The organism is Marinobacterium sedimentorum (genome assembly GCF_024267675.1).
Lineage (GTDB): Bacteria > Pseudomonadota > Gammaproteobacteria > Pseudomonadales > Balneatricaceae > Marinobacterium_A > Marinobacterium_A sedimentorum.
Window position 1 is genome coordinate 138,165 of record NZ_JALDYX010000005.1, and the last position, 22,734, is coordinate 160,898.

General features: G+C 60.6%; 14 protein-coding genes. All 14 read right to left on the minus strand.

The window, feature by feature from the left end; all coding sequences use genetic code 11:
* Window positions 1-202: 202 nt before the first annotated feature.
* On the minus strand, window positions 203-5,011 hold the full coding sequence (locus tag MRS74_RS07110; RefSeq protein WP_254579579.1) for an NAD-glutamate dehydrogenase: 4,809 nt from the start codon (window positions 5,009-5,011) through the stop codon (window positions 203-205).
* A 261-nt stretch (window positions 5,012-5,272) separates the two neighbouring features.
* Complete coding sequence (locus MRS74_RS07115; RefSeq protein WP_254579580.1) at window positions 5,273-6,736, minus strand: alanine/glycine:cation symporter family protein; 1,464 nt, start codon at window positions 6,734-6,736, stop codon at window positions 5,273-5,275.
* A 600-nt stretch (window positions 6,737-7,336) separates the two neighbouring features.
* Window positions 7,337-7,453 (minus strand): transglutaminase domain-containing protein, encoded by a 117-nt coding sequence (locus MRS74_RS24195; RefSeq protein ID WP_368671255.1) that lies wholly within the window; start codon window positions 7,451-7,453, stop codon window positions 7,337-7,339.
* 18 nt (window positions 7,454-7,471) lie between these two features.
* Window positions 7,472-7,738, minus strand: a complete 267-nt coding sequence (locus MRS74_RS07120; RefSeq protein ID WP_254579581.1) for a hypothetical protein — start codon at window positions 7,736-7,738, stop codon at window positions 7,472-7,474.
* Complete coding sequence (locus MRS74_RS24200; RefSeq protein WP_368671256.1) at window positions 7,690-7,845, minus strand: hypothetical protein; 156 nt, start codon at window positions 7,843-7,845, stop codon at window positions 7,690-7,692. Before MRS74_RS24200 ends, MRS74_RS07120 begins: the two co-directional genes overlap by 49 nt.
* 116 nt (window positions 7,846-7,961) lie before the next feature.
* A complete protein-coding gene (locus tag MRS74_RS07125; protein ID WP_254579582.1) occupies window positions 7,962-10,544 on the minus strand; it encodes a circularly permuted type 2 ATP-grasp protein in 2,583 nt (860 codons plus the stop codon).
* A 316-nt stretch (window positions 10,545-10,860) separates the two neighbouring features.
* On the minus strand, window positions 10,861-11,799 hold the full coding sequence (locus tag MRS74_RS07130) for an alpha-E domain-containing protein (RefSeq protein WP_254579583.1): 939 nt from the start codon (window positions 11,797-11,799) through the stop codon (window positions 10,861-10,863).
* Entirely contained in the window at window positions 11,799-13,253 is a 1,455-nt protein-coding gene (locus tag MRS74_RS07135; protein WP_254579584.1) for a circularly permuted type 2 ATP-grasp protein, read from the minus strand. The genes MRS74_RS07130 and MRS74_RS07135 overlap by 1 nt, the downstream gene beginning before the upstream one ends.
* Window positions 13,254-13,583: 330 nt before the next feature.
* On the minus strand, window positions 13,584-15,002 hold the full coding sequence (locus MRS74_RS07140; protein ID WP_254579585.1) for a sigma-54-dependent transcriptional regulator: 1,419 nt from the start codon (window positions 15,000-15,002) through the stop codon (window positions 13,584-13,586).
* A 55-nt stretch (window positions 15,003-15,057) separates the two neighbouring features.
* Complete coding sequence (locus tag MRS74_RS07145; RefSeq protein WP_254579586.1) at window positions 15,058-16,815, minus strand: transporter substrate-binding domain-containing protein; 1,758 nt, start codon at window positions 16,813-16,815, stop codon at window positions 15,058-15,060.
* A gap of 236 nt (window positions 16,816-17,051) precedes the next feature.
* Complete coding sequence (gene secB, locus MRS74_RS07150; RefSeq protein ID WP_254579587.1) at window positions 17,052-17,513, minus strand: protein-export chaperone SecB; 462 nt, start codon at window positions 17,511-17,513, stop codon at window positions 17,052-17,054.
* Between the two features lie 109 nt (window positions 17,514-17,622).
* Entirely contained in the window at window positions 17,623-18,123 is a 501-nt protein-coding gene (locus tag MRS74_RS07155; RefSeq protein ID WP_254579588.1) for an acetone carboxylase subunit gamma, read from the minus strand.
* 78 nt (window positions 18,124-18,201) lie between these two features.
* Complete coding sequence (locus MRS74_RS07160) at window positions 18,202-20,448, minus strand: hydantoinase B/oxoprolinase family protein (RefSeq protein WP_254579589.1); 2,247 nt, start codon at window positions 20,446-20,448, stop codon at window positions 18,202-18,204.
* Window positions 20,449-20,572: 124 nt separating this feature from the next.
* Entirely contained in the window at window positions 20,573-22,714 is a 2,142-nt protein-coding gene (locus MRS74_RS07165; protein ID WP_254579590.1) for a hydantoinase/oxoprolinase family protein, read from the minus strand.
* Window positions 22,715-22,734 lie beyond the last annotated feature (20 nt).

Sequence of the window (22,734 nt, forward strand, 5' to 3'; positions counted from 1 at the left end):
GCCATACAGGTTAAGCAGTATTAATCCGGCGGGTTAAGTCATGAAGCAGGGATGCTTCATCATTGGCTGCAGGCCGATGCGAACCCCATAAAAACCAGAACGTCCACGCACTTGCGCCTGTTTTTGTGGGGTGACTGGCAAATAGGGAGGGAACCTATTTACCAGCCAGGTTAATAATAGCGTCTGCTAGCTGTGCGGGACCTCAGTCCGCCGCTGTCACACTTTGATGCGCCAGTTGCGCGAGCTCGCGCAGCGCCACCGAAAAGACCGCGCTTTCCTGCTGCCCGACCGTTCGAAGGTCCGCCAGCATCTGCTGCCAGCGCTCCAGCGCCGCGCCGTGCCGCGCGAGCCAGCGCTCGATTGGCGTGCCGCAAACATCCGGGGTCTGCTCGAGGCGCAAAACGCTCAGGGCCAGCGCCTGCTGCTGTGCGTCCAGATCGTCGCGATAGCCGTCGCGCGCCAGCGCCTGCCAGTGGCTGTCGGGCGTCAGTGCCTTCACCTGCTGGTCGAACCAGTGCAGATCCAGCCGCTCGCCCAGGCCATAGTAGACGTCGGCGGCCTGTTCGACCGGCATGCCGGACCTTTCGGCCACTTCGATGATTGCGAGCGCCGGATACAGACAGTCGGCACCGGCAACGATCTTGGCGAGCGCCTCCGGCACCCCTTTCTCCATCAGGTCTGCATGGCGCAGTGTCCAGGACTCCAACCGGTCGCCGGTAAGACGCTGGTCGAGGCCCAGGCTGAGCGCCGCCACGCCGTCACGAAACCGTGCCTGGGTCTTAGCGACGTTGCGCAGCATGTCGGGCTGACGCAGGAACCAGCGGCTGGCCCGGCGCGCCAGCCGGATCAGATCGGCCATCATGTCGAGCTGCACCTCGGCCTGCACCCGGTTGTCGAGGGCCTCGATCTGCTGCCAGAGGTCGGGGAGCGCGAAGAGATCGCGGGCGATAACGTAGGCAATGACGATCTCGGCGAGGTCGATGCCAGTCGATTGCTGCAGCTGATGCGCGAAGGTCGGCCCCATCGTATTCACCAGATCGTTGGCGAGCTGGGTGGCAATAATTTCCCGCCGCAGCCGGTGCCGGTACAGCGGCTCGCGGAACTCTGCAACCAGCCGCTGCGGGAAGGCGCTTTCCAGGGCCTGCATCAGGCAGTCGTCGTCCGAGAGTCGCGAAGCCTTGATCAGCGCCTCCTTGAGCTGCGCCCGGGCATAGGCAAGCAGCACGGACAACTCGGGCCTTGTAAGGCTCAGTCCCCGGGTCCTGCGCTCCTCCAAGGCAGTGTCATCCGGCAGCCCCTCGAGCACCCGGTCGAGGCGCCCGCCCGCCTCCAGCTGATGGATCAGGCGCAGATACTCATCAGGCGCCCGCGCGGCCTGGCGCTCGGCCAGGCTCAGCGCCTGCACCTGGCGATAGTTGTTGCCCAACACCAGGGCCGCAACGTCATCGGTCATTTCCTGCAGCAGGCGGTTGCGCTGCTTCATGGTCATGTCGCCGCCGGCCACCAGTTCGTTGAGCAGGATCTTGATATTGACCTCATGGTCCGAGCAGTCGACACCGCCCGCGTTGTCGATGAAATCGGTGTTGCTGGCACCACCGCGGCTGCCGAACTCGACGCGTGCCAGCTGGGTGAAACCAAGGTTGCCACCCTCGCCCAGCGCACGGCAGCGCAGCTGCCGGGCATCGATGCGCAGGCCGTCGTTGGCCTTGTCGCCGACGTCAGCATGGCTTTCATGGCTGGCCTTGACGTAGGTACCTATACCGCCGTTCCAGATCAGGTCGACCGGCGCGCGCAGCAGCGCGCTGATCAGCTCGGCCGGCGACAAACGGTCCTCGGCGATATCGAAACGCTCCTGCATCTGCGGCGATATGGCGACCCACTTGGCACTGCGGGCGAAGATGCCACCACCGGCCGAGATCAGAGCGCTGTCGTAATCGGCCCAGGACGAACGCGGCAACCCGAACAGGCGCTCCCGTTCGGCGAAACCCGGCGCCGCATCGGGGTCGGGATCGATGAAGATATGCTGATGGTTGAAGGCCGCCACGAGCCGGATATGCCGCGACAGCAGCATGCCGTTGCCGAACACGTCCCCCGCCATGTCGCCGATGCCGATCACGCTAAATGCCTGACTCTGGACATCCAGGTCCCGTTCGCGGAAATGGCGTTTGACCGACTCCCAGGCGCCCCGCGCCGTGATGCCCATTTTCTTGTGGTCGTAGCCCTGGCTGCCGCCCGATGCAAAGGCATCGCCCAGCCAGAAGCCGTACTCAGACGCCAGGTCGTTGGCGATATCAGAGAAGGTCGCGGTGCCCTTGTCGGCCGCCACCACCAGGTAGGGATCGTCGCCGTCGTGGCGCACAACAGCGGCCGGCGGCACCAGTTCGCCGCCGACCAGGTTGTCCGTCAGGTCCAGCAGGCCGCTGATAAAGATCCGGTAACAGGCCACGCCTTCGGCCAGCACTTCGTCGCGCCCACCGCCTGCCGGCAGTTGCCTGGCCACGAAGCCGCCCTTGGCGCCGACCGGCACGATTACCGCGTTCTTGACCTGTTGCGCCTTCACCAGGCCGAGGATTTCGGTACGGTAGTCCTCCAGCCGATCGGACCAGCGCAGGCCACCACGGGCCACCTTGCCACCGCGCAGATGGACACCCTCAACGCGCGGCGAATAGACGAAGATCTCGTACATCGGCCGCGGTGCCGGTACATCGGGAATCGCCCGGGGATCAAATTTGAACGAAAAGTAGCCTTTGGGCTGGCCGTCGTCGCCGGTCTGGAAATAGTTGCTCCGCAGGATCGCCTGGATCAGCACCAGGTAGCGGCGCAGGATCTTGTCGTCGTCCAGGCTCTCAACCCGGTCCAGCGCATCGAGAATGCTCTGCTCCAGCCGCCCGGCGAGCGCCCGACCCTTGGCGCCGGCCTGGCGCGCCGGTTCCAGCCGGGCGCGGAACAGCGCCACCAACTGGCGGGCTATATGCGGATGCCGCCCCAATGCCTCGGCCATGTAGGTCTGGCTGAAGCCGAAACCCAGCTGTTTGGCGTAGCGTGCGAAAGCCCGCAGCAGTGCCACCTCACGCCAGGGCAGCCCCGCCGCCAGCACGAGACGGTTGAAAGCGTCGTTTTCGGCCTCGCCGTGCCACAGGCGCAGGAATGCCTCCTGCACGATGGGCTTGATCGCCTCGAGCTCCACAGGCCCGGCGGCGGCCGGTGTCAGGGTGAAGTCGTGCAACCACAGGCACCGGCCATCGCGCGTGCGAACCGGGTAGGGATGCTCCCCCAGCACCCGGAAGCCCAGTTGTTCGAGGATGGGCAGCACATCGGACAGCACCAGCGGCGCACCGGACCGATAAAGCTTGCAGCGCAGCAGGCCGGATTGCGGTTCCAGCGCACGGTAGAAGCTCATGGCCACGGGCCGGGATTCAGTCAGTCCGTCGAAGTGCTGGATATCGATGACGGCGCTGCGCGGCGAGAAATGCTCGCGGTAGGCTGACGGGAACGCCTGGCCGAACAACTGGTTGTAGCTATTACCGGACTCTTCGCCACAGGACTCCAGCAGCTCCCGTTCGAGCTCGTCGTTCCAGGCCCGCGAGGCCTCGATAACGCGCGCCTCAAGCGCCGCACCATCGAAGGCCGCCGAGGTTTTGGGGTCTACGCGGACGACAAAATGCACCCGCGCCAGTGTCGATTCGCTGAGACGGGTGCGAAACTCGGTTTCCTGCGCCTGCAGATGCTCGGCCAGCACGTCCTGCACCTGCTGGCGCAGCGCGCTGCTGAACTGTTCCCTGGGTACAAAATAGAGGCAGGAATAGAAGCGGTTGCACGCCTCACGGCGAACCAGCAGCCGCACCTTGTGCCGCTCCTGAATATCGAATACCCCCATCGCCATTTGGTACAGTTCCTCGGGCGATGCCAGGAACAGCTCCTCACGCGGCAGGTCCTCCAGCACGTCCAGCAGCTCCTTGCGGCTGTGCCCCGCGGGGATGAAGCCCGCACGTTCGATCACCGCCTCGATCTTGCGGCGTACCACCGGAATCTGCAGCGGCGACTGCCGATAGACCGACGAGGTGTAAAGGCCGATGAAACGGCACTCGCCGACCGGCTCGCCGCTATCGTCAAGGTGCCGTACCCGGACCACGTCCAGATAGGCGGGCCTGTGCACCCGCGAACGCCGGCCGGCCCTGGCAAAATCAAGCGGCTCGGTTCCCGCCGCGGGCAGCAGTTCCCCGGTCAGCGTGCCATGGTTGCACCGCTTCGCGACCCCGAGCGGCGCGTCTTCGCGGGTAAGGGTTGCGAGGTCAAATTCCTCGACGCCCAGAAAGGTGAAGTGTCCATCGAGCAGCCAGTCGAGCAGCGCCCGGGACTCGTCGACGTCCCCGTCGGCCGGGCTCTGCTGCAGCCGGCCCAGCAACTCGCGCGCACGGGCCTGCATCGCCGGGAAGTCGGCGACCGCAACCCGCACATCGGCCAGCACGTCGAGAATCCCCTGCTGAATTGCTTTCAGCACCTCGGGATCCGATTGCCGGTCGATCTCCAGATGAAGCAGGGACTCGCGACGCCCCGCGTCAGCCTGCTCCTGCACTGGATACAGCGTCTCCAGCCGGCCCTCCTGGCGGGCCACCCGCAATACCGTGTTGCAGATGCTGTGCATCGCCAGCTCGCGGCGGTTAAGTTCCATGCGGACCGAGTCCACCAGAAACGGCGAGTCGGGCTGCAGAATCTCGATCACTGTATGCCGGCTCTGCCAGCCATGCTGCTCATAGTCGGGATTGAATACCCGTACCTTGGGTGCATCGCCCTGGTGCTGCTGCAGGAACTGCCAGGCGGACAGCGTCACGCCGTGCAGATCCTCCACGGAACACTGCAACAGTTCATTGACGGAGACGACCTGGAAGAACTGGCGGGCGAAGTCGCTGATCGCAGCAACCTCCTGCACGGGAAAACGCGCCTCCAGGCACTCGGTTACGCGCGCCAGAAGTTGTTCTTTATTATCGAAAGGAAGAGCGGAATCGGGCATTTAGCACCTGTGGCAATCTAACAACGGGTTGGCAATGGATCGCCGCGCCTGCGCATCCCTGCGCCCGCGGCATGACCGCCATGGATGGCGGGAAACCTGACTTTGCAGGAGCAAAAAGTCAGTGACCGCCATGGATGGCGGAAATCCTGTAAACGCAGCAGCGCTTTACAGGAGCTGTTCATCCTGAACATAAAAAGCCGCCGGCGACGCGCGACAGGCTTGCAGCCGGCCGCGCGTCGCCCTTGGCTTGGGGTGCTCGGATCAGTTGGAGCTGACAACGCCTGCGGCAGCGCCCTGCGGAACCTGCCCGAGGTCTTCCGGCTCGATCTCCCAGGCGGCGGCATCGATGTTCAGGTCGCTAAACTTGGCGGCGTCGAAGATTGGCTGCTCGACGCCGGCTTTGATCTGGTCGTCGAAGTCGCGCATGATCCGCAGGCCCGGTTTCATCAGCATGATAAGCGCGAACAGGTTGGCCAGCGCCAGCAGGCCCATGGTGACGTCGGCGAACGCAAACACGGTGCCCAGGTCCGTGATGGCACCCCAGAAGCACAGACCGATGATGGCGAAACGGAAGGCGTTGAACAGGGCCCGGTTCTCGATTTTGAAGAAGCTAAGGCCGTTCTCGCCGAGGTAGTAGTTATAAAGGATGGTGCTGAAGCCGAACAGCAGCAACGCGACACTGACGAAGCTGCGGCCCCATTCGCCGACATGATGGGCCAGCGCGGTCTGGGTCAGAACGATGCCGCCGCCATCGATCGACGGGTCAAAGGCACCGCTGAGCAGGATGATGAAGGCAGTCGACGAGCACAGCACCAGGGTGTCGATGAACACCGAGAATGACTGCACGACGCCCTGGTTGGCCGGGTGCGGCACATAGGCGACGGCGGCCACGTTCGGCGCGCTTCCAAGACCTGCTTCGTTGGAGAACAGGCCGCGCTTGACGCCCATCAGAATGGCGGCGCCGACGCCGCCGCCGACCGCCTGCTCGAGGCCGAAGGCGCTGTTGACGATCAGCATGAAGGCGTCCGGGATGCGCTCGACGTTCAGCCCCAGCACCACCAGGGCGATCAGGATGTAACCGCCGGCCATCACCGGCACCAGCACCTCGGAGACCTTGGCGATACGCTTGACGCCACCGAAGATGATCAGGCCGACGACAATCGCCAGGCCGATGCCGCTGTACCGTACCGGTATGCCGAAGGCGTCTTCAAAGGAGGTGGCGACCGAGTAGGACTGCAGCGCGGTAAAGCCGAAGCCGAAGGTCACCAGCAGCAGCACCGAGTACAGACCGGCCAGCCAGTTCCACTTGCGACCCAGGCCGCGGGAGATGTAGTAAGCCGGGCCGCCGCGGTAGGTGCCATCGGGTTCCGCCTGCTTGTAGGCCTGGGCCAGGGTGCATTCGAGAAAGCTGGTGGCCATGCCCATCAGGCCGACCATCCACATCCAGAAGATGGCGCCGGGCCCGCCCAGGGTGATTGCGACGGCCACGCCGGCGATATTGCCGCCGCCGACCCGGCCGGCGACGGACAGCAGCAACGCCTGGAAGGAACTCAGGTGGTCATGCTTGTCATGCTTGAACGCCTGGCTGGCGCTGAGGATCCGGAACATCCGGCCGAAATAGCGAAACTGTACAAAGCGCGATGCGACGGTAAAGCCGATACCGACCGCGATCAGCAGGGCAATCAGGACCTTGCCCCAGAGAATGTCGTTGAGAAAATCCAACATCGGGAAACTCCGCTGTTATTATTGTGAAAGGTCGGCCCATCTGCACAACGGGACTACCTGAGTAACATTTTGACCTTGAAGTCATCGGGCGCTGGCGCGGCCATTGCTGGCGGACAGACTCCCTGCGGACCACTACCGGATACGCCGGCACGCCGTCGGTAAAATCACACTGCAACCACCCGGTGCCGTGATGGCACTCACCTCGCCCGCTGCAGCCCCGGCCATCTCGACTCACTGTCGGAATCGCCCTGCCAGGCAACCCGGGATAGAGACCTGACATTCTGGCTTTTAGCATTTTTGCTTGCCGCGGCAATGTGGCTGCTGGTTATAAAACTGCAAAGAGGATGCCAGATATTCAAAAATATTCTATGTCATTGTTTTTTATATATAAATTAGACATACATGGACATCTGCAAGACGCCAAAGGGGTATAACCAGCAGCGATATCGCGGAACAAATAATAAAAAAGTGCTTAACAATCAATGTATTAAATAAAAACCTAAGAAGTTATAGGGGAAGCGCAGGTTATAGCAGTTTGGACAGCCTTTCCCCTGACCCGCTGACAGCCTTTTCAGCTGCCTGCCGTGCATATTGACTGCGTCATTCTGCGACCCGGCGACAAAAAAGCAGCGCCCGCAGGCAGCCGATGGCCAGGTGTGCGAAGTTCTGGCAAACGCCGCGACGGTGCTCAAGCACATCCGACACCGGAGTCGCCACAGTCGTGCAACCCGGGTCCTAGGTGAAATCGGTGAAGATACGCCGGGTCAGCTCTCGGGCCGCCGACAGCAACGGGCGGTCCGGCGCAAAGGAGGCCTTGGCGTAGTCGCGCAGCTGCGAGATGACCTTGACCATCGGCGAGTCGAGCACGCATTCCCGGGCGCCGAGAGTGCTCTTGCCCGGGCTCCGGTGCAGCGCCGCCAGCGCCTGGGCGCAGCTATTGCCCAAGTCCAGGTTCAGCTCCGGGCTGGCGCGGGATTCGTCGATGCGGACTTCGCTGACCACCTCGATGCCGAGCGTCTGGTGTGGTACCTCGATGGAAAATGCAGCATGTTGTTGCCGTCATAGCCCTTGCGTTTGCGGCTGTAGGACGGCATCGGGTCTATCCGCACTGTGCTGCTCAGGCAGTTCTGGTAGCTGGTGTTGCGCGGCTGCAGCTGGGCCAGGTTTTAGCAGAGGCTCGCCGGCTGCTGGCACCCGTACTCGGTCAGCTGTCTGATTCGGTAAATCACAGTTCGCCGTTCCACCCGGTGTTGACCAGCTGCTGCGGACCGCCGGTATGGTCAAAGAAATCGTCGCTGATCGCCAGGGCCACCGCGTTGAGGCGCTGCTGGACCAGCTGCAGCAGTGTATCCAGCGGCTCACGCTCAGGGGCCCCGTTCTCGGTGGCGGCCAGCAGGCGCATTTCGGCCAGTTGCACCGCCGAGTAGACCTCGAGCACCAGCCGCTGCTCACGCGGCAGCTCCGGCCCCTGGCTGCGTGATGGCAGTTCGGCCAGGTCCTTGCGCAGCTTGTCGAGCTGATAGATCAGCGAGCGCGGATTGCTGCTATCGACCAGCAGCAGGCCGAGACCACTGACGATGCTGGCATTGGCGCGGTAGCGGCGGCGGTAGGTATGCAGCGCTTCAGTGGTGATAAGCGCCGACTCCAGCGCCAGGTCTTCACTGGAGTCGAAATGCACGGGGACCAGCAGGGTGCGCAGCAGGGTGGCGATCTGCTGGGCCTTTTCGAGACGCCGGCCGATCTGCAGGAAGCGCCAGCCCAAGCCCCGGAACATGCTGTCCTGATAGAGGCCACTGAGCGCCAGCAGCGCCGTGATCAGCGGGTCCAGCGACTCCTCCGGCGCCGACGTCATGCCACGGGACACCGAGTCTTCCAGGCCGTTCAGTGCATCGCGGATATCGTTGATGATGCGCTGGATATCGGCCGACAGCAGTTCCTTGACCTCTTCGGCACAGCTGAGCATCGCCATCAGCGACGACTTGACGCTGCCGGTGCGCTGGCCGTCACAGATCACAGACAAGAGTTCAGCCTCCGGGTGTCTGAACAGCTGCGGATCGTCCCGGGTAAAACCGGGCTGGGTCAGCGTCACATCGGTGACGGCCCGCAGCAACAGGCGATCCGCACCTTCGGGCAGGCGACTGGCGCCGTTCCGCTGGACGAAGACGGTGCGCAGCAGGCGGATGGCGGTATCGGCGCGCTCACCGTAGCGCCCCATCCAGAACAGGTTCTCCACCATGCGACTGGGCAGGTTGGTGTATTGTCGCGGTTGCGATACAGGTTCGATGCCGGGGCCCGACTGCTGTGTCGTTTTGCGCTCCGGTTCCGACGCCAGTACCCAGGTATCCTTGCTGGTCGAGCCGACCTGGTTTGTAATCAGGTCGCTCTCGGCATCGATGCCGACCCGGGTGAGTCCGCCGGGCATCACCACGTAGCCACCCTCGCCGGCGACAGTGAAACTGCGCAACAGCGACGGCCGGGACTGCAGGCTGCCACCCTGCCAGCTCGGCGCCCGGGCGGGCGAGACGAAGTCCTGGGCAGCAAACTGGTTCGGAGACTGTCTGATACGCGCGATCAGGTCCTGCTGTTCGCTTTTGGACAGCTCGTTGCCAAAAATGCTGTATTGGCCGGTACGCCGCGAACAGGGCTTGATGACCAGCCGATCCAGGTTTTCCAGCACATAGGCGCGATCGGCCGTGTCGCCGCACCAGTAGGTGGGCGTCGAGGCCAGCTGCAGCCCATGGCCGAGAAAATACTGGCTGATCTGCGGCAGGTATTTCAGCAGCGCCGGGTTTTCCAGCACGCCGCTGCCCATGGGATTGGCCACCGCGACGCGACCGGCACGCACCACCTCGAGCAGTCCGGGCACCCCCAGGCGCGAGTCGCTCTTGAGCTCGACCGGGTCGCAGAAGTTGTCGTCGACGCGGCGCAGGATGACGTCGACCCGCGTCAGACCGTCGACTGATTTCATCCAGACAAAACCGTTGCGTACCGTCAGGTCGCCGCCCTGTACCAGCGGATAGCCCAGAACCTTGGCCAGCAGCGTATGCTCGAAATAGGTTTCGCTGTAAGCGCCGGGGGTCAGGATCACCACGCACGGCAGGTCGCCGCCGCCGGACAGGTTGCCTGCAGGTGAGAGACTGTTGAGACTGTGGCGCAAGGTATTGAAAAACAGCGCCAGCCGGTGCACATGACTTTCGCGGAACAGGCTCGGAAAGACGCGCCGCATCACGATGCGGTTCTCCAGCGCGTAACCGGCACCGCTCGGGGTCTGGGTCCGATCGCCAATGACCATCATGCTGCCGTCCGCCGCGCGCACCATGTCGGCACTGTGCAGGATCAGCTGATGCTCGCCGGGCAACTGAACACCCTGGCAGGACCGCAGAAAGCCCGGATGGCCGAAGATCAGTTCCGGCGGCAGAATGCCGCGACGCACCAGTTCGCGCGGGCCATAAATATCCTTGAGCAGCAGGTTCAGCAGTTCCGCCCGCTCGCTGAGGCCGGATTCGATCTGGCTCCATTCCTCGCTGTCCAGCAGCAGGGGCACCGGATCCAGCGCCCAGGTACGGCTGCTCAGGCTGTCGCTTGCCAGTGTATAGCTGGCGCCGTCGTCGCGCAGGATACGCTCGGCCTTGAGCTGGCGCTCCTGCATGTTTTCGCAGCCCAGCTGCTGCAGGCTGTTCAGCAGGTATCGCCAGTGGCTGCGCACCTGCCCGCTTTGATCATGGACTTCGTCGGTCAGTCCGGCCTGGCGGAAATACGTCAGCTGATCGGCCTGATGGCTGAACGTCGTGTTTTCGGTGAAGCTCATTGACTGTTAACCTGACCCATGGAAAATGGTTTGACGCCGATATGTCGATACACTGCTGCAGTCCCCTGCGGCCTGCCCGTCGGCGTACTCTTCCTGATCGCCCTTTGTCGCCGACCAGGTTCTAATTTCCAGATCCTTCATTGAATATCCCGGATAAAAAAAAACGCCGCCTGTACCAGCGCGGCGCAAAATCAAGGGTTCGTGCTAATAGGGGTACCCAGATCCACTGCTGAGCGTCGCCTGACGACAGCGGGGTTCAGGCTGACGTGTCAGTCGATCCTGTACCGCGCAGTGCGGTGTAGCCTGGTTCCAATGGTCATCCTGGTGTCTCATCGCAAAGAAACCAGTTGCCGGCAATGCGCTTGTGAACGTCCATCAGCACCAGCTGAAGATCGTTCAGGTGGTCGCGGAAGTTCTGGCCCAGACTGCTGTCGTCTTCGATCGCATAGGTCGGCAATACCGGTTTGACGGGGCTGTACTGTTCGCCGGAATCGGGCAGGCGGCTGGCGGATAGTGCGCTCTGTTCAAGACAGAACCGCACCGAGCGGGGGAAGTGCTCGTCGTCCAGCAGGAAGTTGGCAACCTCCGGACCACTGACAGCGGTGCGCACGGTGCGACGGTAAGGCATGTAGGCGCTGCCCGATCGCAGCACGTTACCCCAGACGAGCTGATCCAGACTGGTGGGATCGCTCGGGTCGGTCGACAGCAGCGCTGCCGCACCGGCGTCCAGCAGCCGGGTTGTCATGTCGGCGCGTTCGAGGTTGCAACCCAGACGCATGAAGCTCCAGGCGGGATCACGGCTCATGGTCCCCGCCAGCAGACCGTTGATGCCCTGGCAGCCCTCGATGATGCCGTTGAGGAAAACATGGCGGTCACTGCGGTTGATGCCCTGCTGGATATTGTTCCTGGCGAACAGGTGCAGCTCGTTGACCAGCTCCCAGGCCTCGCTGGGCAGCACGTCGCGGGCGGTGCGGATGTTTTCCCGCAGGCACAGCAGCGACGACAGCATGGAGCTGGGGTTAGTGTCGTCGGCCAGCAGGAATTTCACCACATTGCGCTCGTCCTGAACCCGGTAGCGCTCGTGAAACAGCTCGGTGCCGCTGTTGATGACCACCAGGTTGAACCAGCCGATATTGACGCTGCGGGGCAGGTCGAACAGCAGATTGTCATAGACACCCACCAGACGCGCGGTGTTTTCGGCACGCTCCAGGTAACGTGCAGCCCAGTAAATCCGTTCAGCTACGCGGGACAGCATTATTTCACCTCCGTATCGACAATCCAGGTATCTTTGCTACCGCCACCCTGTGACGAGTTGACCACCAGGGAGCCTTTCGTCATCGCCACCCGGGTCAGGCCGCCGGTGGTGCAATAGGTATCCCTGGCCTGCAGGATGAAGGGCCTCAGATCAAGGTGCCGCGGTTCAAGGTTGTTGTTGGCGACCAGCGTCGGCGCGGTCGATAACGCCAGCGTCGGCTGTGCGATGTAGTTGCGCGGGTTGGCCTTGATCAGCTCGGCGAAGCGGGCCTGTTCTTTCTGGGTTGAATGGGGGCCGACCAGCATGCCGTAGCCGCCGGACTCGTTGGCGGGCTTGACCACCAGCTTGTCGAGATTGGCCAGCACGTACCTGCGCTGCTTGTCGTCGTCGCACAGAAACGTCTCTACGTTGCGGATCAGCGGCTCTTCGTCGAGGTAATACTTGATGATCTGGGGCACGTAGGCGTAGATCACCTTGTCGTCGGCGACACCGGCACCGGGCGCATTGGCCAGGGCAACGTTGCCCTTTTTCCAGGCGCGCATCAGCCCGGGTACGCCCAGCGTCGAATCCTTCCTGAAGACTTCCGGATCCAGGAACAGGTCATCGATACGGCGGTAAATCACATCAACCCGGGTCAGACCGTCGATGGTGCGCATGTAGACCATGTCATCATCACCCACCACCAGGTCGCTGCCCTCGACAAGTTCGGCCCCCATCTGCTGCGCCAGGAAGGCGTGCTCGAAATAGGCGGAGTTGAAGATCCCGGGCGTCAGCACCACGATCTCCGGTTGCTTCACCTGGCGCGGCGACAGGCTGGCCAGGGTGTCGAACAGCCGTGCCGGGTAGTCATCGATCGGCAGGATATTGTCGTTTTCGAACAGTTCCGGCAGTACGCGCTTGGTGATCGAGCGGTTCTCCAGCATGTAGGAGACCCCGGACGGCACGCGCAGGTTGTCTTCCAGCACATAGAACTCGCCGTCGCCGTCGCGCACCAGGTCGGTGCCGCAGATATGGGCCCAGACACCGTGCGGCGGGGAGACGCCGATGCATTCGGGACGAAAGTTTGTCGAGTTCTCGATCAGGTAACGGGGTACGACCTTGTCCTTGAGGATGCGCTGTTCGTGGTACAGGTCGTCGATGAAGAGGTTCAGCGCACGCAGTCGCTGCTTCAGACCGGCGGCGGTCTTGTCCCACTGCTGACGGGAAATGGTGCGCGGAATGATGTCGAAGGGCCAGGCGCGGTCAATGTTGCCCTCTTCGGTGTAAACCGTGAAGCTGACCCCCATTTCCTGAATGGTGGCCTCGGCCATCTTGCGCCGTTTCTCAAGCTCTTCGGTGTTGAGATCGGTCAAATAATGTGTCAGCTTGCTGGCGGGGTCGCGTGGGGATCCATCGGCGCCGATGAGCTCGTCGAAAAAGTGACCCGGATCGTATTGTTTCCAGTCGATGTACATAAATGAGGCCTTCGCTCTTGTTATATGCTGTCAATCGTCCTGCGGTTCACCCTGACCTGGGGTGCCCGCTTTTGGCAGTTTGAAATGCCACCGGACTGTATTCTGTCCACTTTAACTACAGCAAAAGCGATGCCAGCTCCGACAAGATCATTTATGTCATTGTTTTTAATATAAAAATTACTTTTAAAAGAAATCCAAAAGCGGCAAAAGGGGTATAACCAGAACCGCAGCTGCCGCCAAATATCGAAAAATACCTTTACAAATCAAGGAATTTTGAACGATTTTCGAAGGTTATAGGGAATGCGCAGGTTATGGGGGTTCAGGCGCCCCTTACGCCTGGCCCGCCGACATTTTTTTCAGGCGCTTGCTCAATGCCGGCTGCGAGACACCCAGCAAGCGCGATGCGATGGACTGATTGCCCTCGGCACGGCGCATCGCCTCCTCCACCAGCAGGTCGGCCACATGGTGCAACGCCGGCAACGGCTCACCGGCGACAAAAACAGAGCACCCTTGTGGTGGTTCATGGCTCAGGTCGGTGTGATTCTCGTCAATGGCGCGCTTGAAGACCTCCATCGACAGCATCCGCGACTGATGCACGCTCATGGCGTCGAACACCATCGAGCGCAGCTCGCGCACATTGCCGGGAAAGGCGAAATTGGCGAGCAGCACCGGCAGCTCCCGCGGTATCGTCGGCTTGTGCTTGCCCAGCTCGACCGCGGCCTCGGCCAGGAAATGATCCAGTAACAACACAATGTCGCCCCTGCGCTTGCGCAACGGCGGTATATGCACCTGGTGGGTTCGCAGCCGGTAGTAGAGATCCTTGCGGAACTCCCCGGCCGCCTGCTTCTTCGCCAGGTCCTGGTGGGTTGCGACCAGGATGCGGGCGCGCATCCGCTTGGGACGGTCACTGCCCAGCGGATAGTATTCGCCTTCCTGCAACAGCCGCAGCAGCTTCACCTGGGAGGCCGGGCTCAGGTCGCCGATCTCGTCGAGGAACAGGGTCCCTTCCCCGGCCTGATCGATCATGCCCGCCCGCGCGCAATCCGCCCCGGTAAAGGCGCCGCGCTGGTGACCGAACAGGGTATCGGCAAAGACGTTGTCATCCAGCCCCGCCACGTTGACGCAGACCAGAGGCCCCTGGCGCCCGCTCAGGCGATGGGCCGCACGGGCGATCAGTTCCTTGCCAACGCCGCTTTCGCCGCTGATCAGGATCGGCTGCCGGCTCACCGCGACCGATTCCAGGTACTTGAACGCCGAGCGCATGCCCTTGTCCGCGGTTACAATAGGCGCGAAGGCTTCCGGCTGTTCCAGCCTGTCGCAGAGCAGGCGCCGGCGCAGCGCCTGGTTTTCATGCCGCAGTTCCTGCAGCTGAATGGCACGCCGGATGCCTTCGATCAACCGGTCCTGTTCATCGGTCTTGACGAAATAGTCGAAGGCCCCGAGCTTGATGCAGTTGACGGCGGTTTCCACCTGGTTCAAACCACTGATGACGATGACACCGACATCGGGATGCTCTTCGATAATCTGGCTGAGCAGCGTCTCCCCGGACAGGTTCGGCATGGTCAGATCGAGGGTGACCAGGCCGATATTCTCCCGTGCCAGTATCGCCATCACCTCCCGGCTGTCCTCGCAACGGTGCATATGGGTGATACCGCAGGAACGCTCGAGGGTGAGGCTCAGGCTGTGCAGGAAAATCGGCTCGTCGTCGACCAGCAGCAGGCCGAAGGAGGGGTAGAGGTTTCTGGACATCGGAGGTTACTTCCATGCATCTTTTTATTACGGGCGACATAGCGGGCAGCGCGACTCAGCCCATCGCCGGACGCTCCGATAGTACTGCATTAGGCGCACTGGCCGCCAATGCCGGCAGCGACAGCGTGACGCAGGTCCCCTGCCCCGGGCTGGAATCGAATGTCAGGGTGCCGCCATGCTCATGCACGATGCCCGCGGAAACGGACAGGCCGAGCCCGGTGCCGCCGCTGTCGCGCCGGGTGGTGAAGAAGGGGTCGGTCAGCCGGGATCTGGACGCAGGATCGATCCCCCGGCCCTGGTCACGAACCTCCAGTATCACGCGGTTGGCGGCGGGGGCCTTGTAGGTGCGCAGGAGTATCCCCTGCCCGGGGCCGTCCAGCGCCTGGCAGGCATTTAGAATCAGGTTGATCACCACCTGCTCGATGCGCTGGCCGTTGCCCTTGACCGCAGGCAGACTATCCGCAAACGCCACCTCGAACTGTTCGGTGGCCGTGCGGATCGAGTTGTCGACCAGGCGAATGGCCTTGGTCACGACCTCGTTGAGGTCCAGCGACTCATTCAGCTCGGCATCGCCCTGGCGGGCAAAATCCTTGAGGTCGCCGACGATGCGCCGGATACGCTGGGCGCCCTCTTGCATGCCGTCGAGTATCAGCGGGATCTCGTCCCGCATCCGGGAATACGCCAGCCCGCCGTACTCGAAATCGCCATGGGTCTGGTAGTGCGCTTCCAGGATGTCGCGCGAGTCCCGACAGGCGTCATGCACGATCGGCAGGTTGAACAGCAGGAAACTGCAGGGGTTGTTGATTTCATGGGCCACGCCGGATACCAGTATGCCCAGCGAGGTCATCTTGTCGGCCTGGATCAGCTGCAGCTGCTGCTGGCGCAGCTCTTCGGTCCGGCTGGCGACTTCCCGCTTGAGCATGCGGTTCCAGACCACGATGCCCCCCAGGATCAGCAACAGCAGAGCCGACACCGCGGCCCCGACCTGGCCGACCTTCTTCCAGGGAAAGCTGCTGGTCTCTTCCAGCGGCCCCAGCCACTTGTCGTAGATGGCCTGATGGCGGCCGGTGTTCTTGAGGATGGCCAGCCCCTCGCTGAACTTGGCGAGCAGGTCCGAATTGCCCTTTTTCACCGCATAGCCGTAACGCAGCGAAAACGGATTGGCCACCGGCACTATATTGCTCAGCCCCAGCTGCTGGCTCAGATAGAGCGCCGGCAGGTTCGCCACCAGTGCATAGTCATGCTCGCCCGCAGCAAGCAGGCGCAGCGCATCGGCATGGGTATCGGTGGTGACGATGTGCGCACCGACCTCGTGGGACAGCAGGTACTCGTGCATGATGTCTTTCTGCTGGACGATCACCTCCTTGCCACGCAGCCCGTCAACGCCCACCACCGGATCACCGCGGCGAGCGAATATCGACTGGTGCACGATGGCGTGGGGTGGCGAGAAGTCAAAGACTTGCGCCCGTTCCTGCGAATAGGACATGCCCTGCAGGATATCGACCTGGCCGTTTTCCAGCCCCTGGCGCATGTCGGCCCAATTGCCCAGCTCGATATCCACCTCCAGCCCCATCACCTCGGCAATGGCACGGGTCAGTTCCACATTGTACCCGGCCGGCCGGCCATCCTCGTCGATAAACTCATACGGGGGATGGTAATGGTCGCCGCCGACGATAATTGGCGCTGCGCTACTGGCGCCTTCGACCGAGCGCTGCTGGGCCCAGCCGGGACTGACGATCATCCCGAGGCAGACAACAGCCATCAGAGTGGACAGTCGTGCCCAGAAAGAAGCCAGGTTCCCGGAATACTGCATGGAATACTGCGCCTTTGTCAGGATATAAATGAATCAACGCCGCGTTCGCAACCGTGATCGGCTCAGCGGGTCCGCTCATCGTACTATCACGGATGACAAAGGACACGCGATAACCGTCTCGGGGGCAGTGACAGGATAATCCATGGCTGTGTTTCCGGGTCAAGGCCACATTCAATCGGCCGGTGCTGGCGCAGCGCCGGACCCTGACCGCCCAAGGGCTCAACAGGAAAGACAGGTCATGCATTGGCAGCCTGTTGGGCCGATTGTCGTTGCTTGTCTGCATAGAGCGCATCGAAGTTAACCGGCGCCAGCATCAGCGGCGGATAGCCACCCTTGAGCAGCAGATGATCCACGGTTTCACGCAGGTAGGGAAAAATGATGGCGGGACAGGCCGCGCCCAGCGCCTCCAGCCGACGTTCCGCGGTAAACCCGTCGATCAGGAACAGGGCGGCCTGATCGACTTCGAGTACAAACGCCAGCTGATCCGCATTACGAGCCGTGATGGCCACGGACAAAACAACCTCATAGCGCGCCTCATCCACACAGCTGTGGGTAACATTCAGATCAAGGGTGGTCTCGGGCTTCCAGTCCTGCGCAAAGATACTGGCCGCATTGGGCGATTCAAAGCTGCTGGTCTTCAGAAATATTTTCTGCATCGAGAAAAAGGGGGTTGTCGTGCTGTTTGCGTTACTGGACATGCTCGTATCCTCAAGGCTGGTAACCGACGCCCAGGTCGGGGGAACATCAACCTGGGCGTGGTTCGAACAGGGATTTCAGGCCCCGGTGCGGAGCCTGATCGGAATGCCGTCAGACCCCGGCGGGCGCTGGCAGGTCAAGCCAGTCAAAAAACGTCTTCAGATCCGGTTGGAAGTCATGGATGACGGGATACCAGGGCGTGGGCGCCTCAACATCATGCATAACGCCACAACTCGGGCAGTAGTACTCGCGATAAACCTGCCAGCCGGTATCCGGTGCCATCAGCCTGGGGTAAACCTCCTCCATTTTCTCAACGCTGTCGCGCACATAAACAAGTGCATTCAGCTTCCAGTTTTTCTTGTAATCGCCGTATTCGTGCCCGCAGGAACATTTGGTCACGATCTTTTTCTCTACACTGGTTTCCGCCAGGAAAAGATGTGGCCCCAGCGGCAGGATAATCTTATCCTTCCAGGACACCTGATCCTGTAAAACAGACATGTAATGGCTATAACGCCCTTTGTCTTTTGGCATCGACAGCATGCGATGCAGGGTATCCCAGTCGAGATCACCTTTTACCAAATCTGATACTTGTTTTTTTGTATAAGTTGACATAATAAGTCTCTCATTTATTCTTCGAATTTTGAGATAAGACGACGGGGTATGCTCATGTCAACCCCGTCACAGAGCGCCCTACTGCTCAGTCATAATCACCGGATGCACATCCGGAAGTTCACTCAGGTCCATATGATGCTTGGCGCCGAACATTGGAATACCGAGTTCTTCCTCTTTTAAATCCCAGCCTTCTGGAAGATCCCAGAATTGCTTGAATTCGGACAGGAACCGCGCTGACAGATAAAAGCTCGACGCAAACATCTGCTGAACCTGAACCGATGCATCCTTATCGATAATTTTCTGGCGTTCGCTTTCCATCCACTGCTGGGTCAGCGTGCCCCGGGCGATCCTCTCCTTGCGGATCTCGAGACGGCGTGCCATGGTTTTCTTTTCATCCACGGACCATTCACCGGCCTTGTTCTGCGTAATCACGACCCCGTAGACTTTTTGGGCAAATTCCGGCAGCAGGAAATTCTGATTCAGATCATCCGCGATCGCCGCAGTTTCTCGATCCAGAGGGTCACCAAATCCAGGCCCGCCACGCAAATAGTTCAGGTACAGATCGCCGTTTTCGAAAATGGCTTCAGTGGTAATACACTGCTTGTCACGCTTGACCCTGGCATCCGGCCCCAGATGCTTTTCAAATTCACACTCGCCGGGATCACGGTCCTTGCCAAGGGGCAGAGACTTGCCTTCGCCAATGCGATCCTGAAGTCCGGTATTATGTGCTTCAAAACGGTAACCGGTCGCCGCGGGGTAGCCGCCCATCAGTCCCCAGTCACTGTTCATGTAACCATTGCCCATGAAGAACATGGTCCAGTCGGCAGAGCCCCACACCATGCGCAGTGTCTCGAAGCCCAGACCTCCGCGATACTTGCCATAACCCCCGGTGTTGGTCTTGATGGTACGTCCCATATAGAGCAGCGGCTCAGCCAGTTCCCAGATCTCGATATCTCCCATATCGCCTTCGGGATTCCAGATGGCCGCCGCATGGTTCAAGCCATCCTTGACCGCACAGGCACCGGTGCCGCAGGCGGCTGTTTCAAAACTGTTAACGGCGTGAATCTCGCCTTCCTGGTTGATGCCGCCGCCCTGCAGCCAGTTACAGGGATTGGAGTTGCCGGCGTTCACTTCTTCGAGATAACCGCGGCCGAAATAGGTGCGACTCACACCTCGCCACAGTGAACTCCAGGAGGAAACCAGGAAGTGCCAGGCATCGGCGTGCGCGGTGCGGCGATCATCCGGATTGGTCCAGGTGCCTTTGGGCAGCCGGAATTCCGTGGCATAGCGGGCACCGTCATTGATACGTTCCGTTGGCACCAGAGACTGCGTCATCATGACCCAGATACCGCTGGTGAAAGCGACCGGGTTGGCATTGTACGTGTGCCAGCCCCAGCGGCTGCAGCCCTCAAAATCGAGGCGCCAGGTCGCATCCGGCTTGACCGTGATTTCACAGGGCGCATGCATGATGGTATCGATCTTGGCGAAAGGAGAAGGTACCACCACATCCTCGTGGGCGTAGGGTACATCCACAAAGGCCACGGTGCGGATCTTGCCGGGAATGGTCATCGCCTTGATGCGACTGGTCAGGCCGCGACGGCCGTCCTCGATTACTTCGGTGGCGAATTTTTCATAGGCCTCGATGCCCTCTTCACGCACCGTCTCTTCGACCAGATCCCGGATCATGTGACAGCCGGCGATACGTGTTTTCTCGTCCAGAATCCAGTACTTGGGCGTGCGCACGTTACGCTGGCTCTCGTGCAGCCAGTCACGTAACGGCGTATCGTTGATACCGGTCTTGCGACAGGTGATCTGTACACCGTCACCGAAACGCTGAATCTGGCCGTTGGACATGGAGCCCGGGCCCACCGCACCCACGTCGATAACATGGGTCACGCCGCCAACCCAACCGATCAGGGAACCTGCGTGGAAAATCGGCACGATGGTGGCGATGTCACAGGGGTGGACGTTACCGATCTGGCAGTCGTTGTTGGTGAACATGTCACCGGGGTTGATGCCAGGGTTGGACTCCCAGTTATTCTGGATCATGTATTTGATCGCAGCGCCCATGGTGCCCACATGAATAATGATCCCGGTGGACGTGGCAATACAGTCGCCAGCGACATTATAGAGGGTAAAGCACAGCTCCCCTTCCTGTTCCACAATCGGGGACGCGGCTATTTTCTTGGCCACTTCCCGAGAGTTGACCAGGCCAGCACGCAGCTTGGAAAAAATCCGCTCATAGCCGATAGGATCGGTTTCCTTGAAATCAAGGGTTTCCAGACCGTCGTAAAATCCGCTGGAGGTCGTACGCTGAAGAATCATGTTGCGATGTTCATTCAGCGTTAATCCGCTGCGCAGCAACTTTGCAGATTTTGTTTCTTCAGAAACAAGGGTTTGTTGAATAGTCATGAGTATTCCTCAAGCTGTTATATTTATTATCTGGTTATCAGCATTCAATCAAATGAAACAGTCGATTAACATCCAGGAATGTTTCAAACCCTGGCGGTACCACATAGGTGGTCGCATCAGACTCGATGACGGCCGGTCCTTTTATTTCATTACCGGGTTTAAGCAGCTCCATTTTAAATATTTCGGCATCGACCCACTGCTTTTCATAATAGAAGGGCCTGGTGCCCTGCCGTGATTCAGCCGATGGCACAGGGCCGGCGTCTGGTTCTTCCGGGATATTGGGCTTCTTCGTTACGACCGAGCCCCGCATGATCGCGCCGGTAATGCCATAGCCCAGCTCCGGCGAGCGAGCCGCATCGGCATAGACACGCGCGTAAGTGCTGTTAAAGGAATCAACCAGCGCGTCCCAGTCGTCAGCACCCGACAGTTCCGATACCGGTGAGTCGATTTCAAGGTCATTCAGCTGGCCCAGGTACTGCATGGAGTATCCCGGTGTCAGTGTCACTTCATCATCCTTGAAGCCGTTAATGCGGAACTCTTCGAGGACTTTGGTACGCAATTCATTCCAGGCGGCTTGTAGCGTGGTGGTCGCCGCAGCGATGTCCGCGGTGCTGGATTCTTCGGTAATGCCAATATCGACACTCTTGTCGTAGCGATACTCGAAGTCCGCCGTGGCGCAGCCAAACGCCGAAAAGCCGGCCGCCCAGGCGGGTACGATCGTTTCCTTGAAACCCAGCCCCTTGGTATAACCGTAGGCATGTACAGGGCCACCGCCGCCGTAGGAAAAGCAGACGAAGTCGGTCGGGCTGTAGCCCTTGCCGGTAATCATGGCGCGAAGATGCTGGCGCAACGACAGATCCAGCAGTTCGATAACGCCGGCAGCAGCATCTTCAACCGAAAGCCCCAGGGGATCGGCGACCTGCCGCTTGATCTCCCGACGCGCACGTTCAACATCCAACTGCAAAATGCCACCAAGGAAATTTTCTGGATTCAGGTAGCCCAGAATGATGTGGCAATCCGTCACCGAAACCGTGTCGATACCGCCATCAGGCCAGCAGGTGCCCACCTTATAGCCGGCACTGTCCGGCCCCAGCTTGATGGCATTGGCATGGGGGTCGATGCGAACGAAACTGCCGGCACCAGCGCCTATGGTATCCATCGCCACCAGCGGAAGAGACAGCACCAGCCGCGCCATATCGCCATCTTTGTGGATGGCGAAGTTATTCTTGGTAATCAGCGCCATGTCGAAGCTGGTACCGCCGATATCGGAACAGGCGATATTTTCATACCCCAGCTTTTCGCCCAGGAACTTGGCGCCGATAACACCACCGATAGGACCCGACACCAGCGAGCGTGCCAGCTCCTTTGCCTTCCAGCTGATGGTGCCGCCGTGACTGGCCATAACACGCAGATCGAACTTGCCACCCACGTCTTTCATGCTGTCGCTGATCGTTCCCAGCGTGGCACGAGACGGCTCGGCGGCGTAAGCCTCCAGTATCGTCGTGTTGGTGCGATGGCTTTCCTTGCGCACCGGATAATAGTCAACGGATGCAAATACAGGGATCTCAACCCCCATCTCTTTGGCCACTTCCTTGCAAACATCGCGCACGGCTTTTTCATGCGCTTCGTTCAGGTAAGAGCTCAACAGGCTAATCACAATCGCCTTGCAACCCTGTTCGATCAGCTCGCGAGCGGCTTCACGGGCTTCGTGCAAGCGCACCGGAATAACCACATTTCCCTTGGAATCAATCCGTTCTGTCACACCACGGGTGTCCTTGATGTGCACCAGCGGTTCATCGTACCTGTGCGTGTTGAGGTGAATCCGGTCTTCAAAGGCGTATCCCAGATAGCTCTGAATCGCGCGCCCCATGCGATGGAAGTCTTCAAACCCCTTGCTGACAATCAGGCCGGTACGCAGCCCCTTGCGGCCCACCACCCGGTTAAGCATGGCGGTTCCCGAGAAGACACAGGTCACCATTTCCGGGTACACGTCTTCGACCGTTCTATCCCAGTGAGCCAGGGCATCCCGGCTGGATTCCAGCACCGCCTGTGACTCGTTGATGTTGCTTTGAGCCTTGCCGACGACAAACTCCCCATCGGCGCGTACAAAGAAGGTATCGGTCATGGTGCCACCGGCATCTATACCGAGGACTTCGACTGGATTCGCTAATTGGTTCAAGGTTATATCCTCTTATTGTT